Origin of the sequence: Alcanivorax sp. UBA3183 (assembly GCF_002364155.1) — a bacterium.
Taxonomy (GTDB): Bacteria; Pseudomonadota; Gammaproteobacteria; order Pseudomonadales; family Alcanivoracaceae; genus Alcanivorax; species Alcanivorax jadensis.
The window spans coordinates 305,899-309,412 of record NZ_DEXN01000006.1 but is presented as its reverse complement, the minus strand read 5'-3'; the positions used below and the strand labels follow the sequence as shown (position 1 = coordinate 309,412).

At 56.9% G+C, this 3,514-nt stretch carries 3 protein-coding genes; all 3 read right to left on the bottom strand.

Annotation, left to right across the window (positions count from 1 at the left end):
* Nucleotides 1–97: 97 nt before the first annotated feature.
* Nucleotides 98–1,741, bottom strand: a complete 1,644-nt coding sequence (pgi, locus tag B3Q33_RS02845; RefSeq protein WP_272975482.1) for a glucose-6-phosphate isomerase — start codon at nucleotides 1,739–1,741, stop codon at nucleotides 98–100.
* Between the two features lie 2 nt (nucleotides 1,742–1,743).
* Nucleotides 1,744–3,021, bottom strand: a complete 1,278-nt coding sequence (locus B3Q33_RS02840; RefSeq protein WP_273008832.1) for a UDP-glucose dehydrogenase family protein — start codon at nucleotides 3,019–3,021, stop codon at nucleotides 1,744–1,746.
* Nucleotides 3,022–3,094: 73 nt separating this feature from the next.
* Nucleotides 3,095–3,433 carry a four helix bundle protein gene (locus B3Q33_RS02835; protein ID WP_273008833.1) on the bottom strand — a complete coding sequence of 113 codons (339 nt, stop codon included), beginning with the start codon at nucleotides 3,431–3,433 and terminating at the stop codon, nucleotides 3,095–3,097.
* Nucleotides 3,434–3,514 lie beyond the last annotated feature (81 nt).

Sequence of the window (3,514 nt, the reverse complement as noted above, 5' to 3'; positions counted from 1 at the left end):
GAAACCACAGAAACCGTTGGAGCCTTGCTCGCAAGGCGAGTTCACCGGCAAGTTCACAAAACAGGAAGCTTCGCCTGGCAAGCAAGGCTCCAACGAATCAGGAGTCCTTGAACGAACCGATATGCCGTGCCAGAGCCATGGATGACGCATCCAGACCGGATGCAGATTCCGGATCAGCAAGCACTGCCAGCATATCGGTGGCGATCATCTTGCCCATCTCCACGCCCCACTGATCAAAGGGATTAATCCCCCAGATCACGGCCTGCACGAACACCTTGTGCTCATACATTGCCAGCAGAGCCCCGAGCACGCGAGGAGACAATTCCTCCAGCACCAGCGTGGTACTGGGCTGATTGCCGTGATAACGCTTGTAAGGGGGAAGCGCCACTTTCAGGTCCAGGGCTCTCTCGCCGAGGGCCAGCAATCGGGATTGGGCCAGACAGTTGGCATTGGAAAGGGCGTGCTGGGCGTCCAGCTCAGCCGCTGCCTCGGAGTGCATATCCTCGGTATAACGCCGCGCGGTCATCAGGAATTCACAGGCGATCGGCTGAGTCCCCTGGTGCAACAGCTGGAAGAAAGCATGCTGGGCATTGGGCCCCACCTCTCCCCAGATCACCGGGCAGGTGTCGTATTCGACCGGTTCACCCGCCCGGGACACACTCTTGCCATTGGACTCCATCTCAAGCTGTTCAAGATAGGCAGGCAGATGCTTGAGGCGTCCGTCATAGGGCAATACGGCACGCGCTGAAATCTTCATAAAGTTGATGTTCCAGACATCTACCAACGCCAGCATCACCGGCAGATTGTCTTGCCAGGGTTGAGTCCGGCAGTGTTGATCCATGTCATGGGCTCCCGCCAGCAGCTCACGAAAGCCCTCCATGCCCACCGTCAAGGCAATGGGCAACCCAATGGCCGACCATAGCGAATAACGGCCACCCACCCAGTCCCAGAACTGCAGTTGATTGTAAGGAGTAATACCCCACGTCGACATGCGCTCGGCGTTCGCCGAAATACCGATGAAATGACAGCGCAGCAACGAAGCATTGTCGAAATCCAGCCCCAGGCCCCGCGCCAGCCACTGCCGGGCCGTCTTGGCATTGTGTAGCGTGTCCACGGTAGTGAATGACTTGGAGGAAACCAGAAACAGGGTGGTGCGAGGATTTAGCTCCTGCAACACCTGGGATACCTGACTACCGTCCATGGACGAGGCGAAATGAATCCGAGGCCGGGTCTGGCCTGTCGGAGGGAGACTCGACTGCAGCGCAAACGCGGCCATCAAGGGCCCAAGGTCGGACCCGCCAACCCCCACATTCACCACATCGGTAATGGCGTCACCCAGTACCCCACGCCAATGGCCCTTGAGGATCCGCTCGACCATCCCTTCCATGGCATCCAGCTGCTCGTGAACCTGCGGCGCCAGCTCTGCGGGCTCGCGCAGACACCAATGCTTGGCCGCACGGCCCTCGGTACAATTCACATCAGCCCCGGAGAACAAGGCATCCAGCCAATGGCGCAACTGTCGCTCATCTGCCAGCTTGACCAGCAAGTCCCGGCTCTCGTCGCTCATGCGCTGCTTGCTGAAATCAGCCAGCACACCGCAAGCATTCAGGCTGAAGCGCTCAAAGCGCGTTTGATCCGCCGCAAACCGATCCGCCAAATGCAGTGTTTTTTCCTGTCCGGCACGCTCTGCCAGTTGAGACCAGATCGTACTGATAGTGAGAACATCCTGTTCCGGTACCATGTTTAGCGCCCTATTCCTCTATACACCAGACCCTGTTCCCTGACAAAAGCAGGCTCATAAATATTACGGCCATCCAGTATCAGCGGCTGACGCATGGCACGCTTCAGTCGCTGCCAATCTGGGCTCCAGTAAGGCTTCCACTCTGTGATCAACATCAGTGCATCCGCCTCTTCCGCAGCGTCATAGGGGTCGTCACACAACGTCAGAGCACCACGCCCCCGCGCCCAGTTTTCCAGATCCGGCAGCGCCCTGGGATCATGGGCCATTACCTCGACCCCCTGAGCCCACAATGCCTCAATCACTTTCAGCGCAGGCGCATTGTCTACGCGATGGGTGCCCGGCTTGAAGGCCACACCCCACAGCGCCACCTTCTTGCCCGATACATTGCCCTGATAAAACTGCCAGAACTTGCGGAACAACACTTCCTTCTGACGCTCATTGGTCTGCAACACACGCTCTAACAGGCCAGGCTCGGCGGCGCGTTCATTCAAGGCATCCACCAGTGCCAGCACGTTGCTGCTCAGTCCGGGGCCACCAAAACCACAGCCGGGGTAAAGGTAAGACTCACCAATTCGCGGATCGGCACCCATGGCCACTCGCACCACATCAATATCTACGCCCAGGGATTCAGACAGGCTGGCCATATCATTCATGTAGCTAATACGGGTGGCCAGGATCCCGCTGATAGCCAGTTTGGCGAATTCAGCCTCACGCAGGCTCATCACCTGGATCACATCCTTGCGGCGGTTGAAGGGGCGCAGCAGCTCTCGAACCAGCGCCTCGCCCTCGCCATCTTCACACCCCAGCAGAATACTGTCCGGGCGGGTAAAAGTCTGGAAGGCATTCCCTTCCTGAATCAAATCCGGCAAAGCCACCAGAACAGCGCGGGTATCAATCTGCTTGATCATGTCCCGCAGCAACTCGGAAGAGCCCACCGGCCCCACGGTCTGGTTCACAATCACACCACAGCCGGAGGAGGACGCCAGACGACTTACCAGTGCCTCTGCTACCCCCTGCTCTCCGGGCTGCAAGGCCAAAAACACCGCATCCGGAATATCCCGCGGCACATCCTCCCAGAAGCCCGTTATCAAGCGGCCGCTTTCAAGCTGCTCGGCAAAGAAGCGGTCCAGCCCCTGCTCGCGAAACAGGGGGAGCCCCTGGGCAAGCCGGTCACGAGATGCAGGCTCAACCACACACCAGTTAACCTGATGCCCCGTCTGCGCCATGGCAGTAGCGGTTACCTGGGCACACAATGTGTCGCCATAAACTGTTATCTGCATAGGACCTCAGCTGTGAGCTGTGAGCGATGAGCTTTCAGAAAAACAACCTGGCCTGCGGCCAGTAGGAATAAAATCACTTGAGCTTGCGCATGATAGCGAAGAGCATTTTGGAAAGCTGCTCCACTTCCTCTCCCCACTTTTTGCTCACGTGCTCGGGTATGTACCCGATTCTATAACCAATGATCAGCTGGGTTTTGAGCTCTCCGGCTGATCCTTTCGCATAGTTTAGAAACTGGGCTTTTTCCTTCTCAGAAGACCGCCCAAAACCCTCGGCGATATTTGAAGGCAAAGACAACGATGACCGAGTTATTTGATCTCTGAACCCAAAATCACGGTGCCCGGCAAAGTGCCGATAAATCTCAACACTCAAATCAACAGATCTTCTCCAACGATCCAAATTTCCCAGTCGCATCCTTGCTCCTTAATTTAAAGTCACCATCCATGGGAACTATTTGGGGTTTTCCTATCAAACAGCTCACAGCTCACAGCTCAC

Bases quoted from the DNA above. Each gene is read 5' to 3' on its own strand.
- pgi (WP_272975482.1), bottom strand. From the start codon at position 1,741: ATGGTACCGGAACAGGATGTTCTCACTATCAGTACGATCTGGTCTCAA.
- B3Q33_RS02840 (WP_273008832.1), bottom strand. From the start codon at position 3,021: ATGCAGATAACAGTTTATGGCGACACATTGTGTGCCCAGGTAACCGCT.
- B3Q33_RS02835 (WP_273008833.1), bottom strand. From the start codon at position 3,433: ATGCGACTGGGAAATTTGGATCGTTGGAGAAGATCTGTTGATTTGAGT.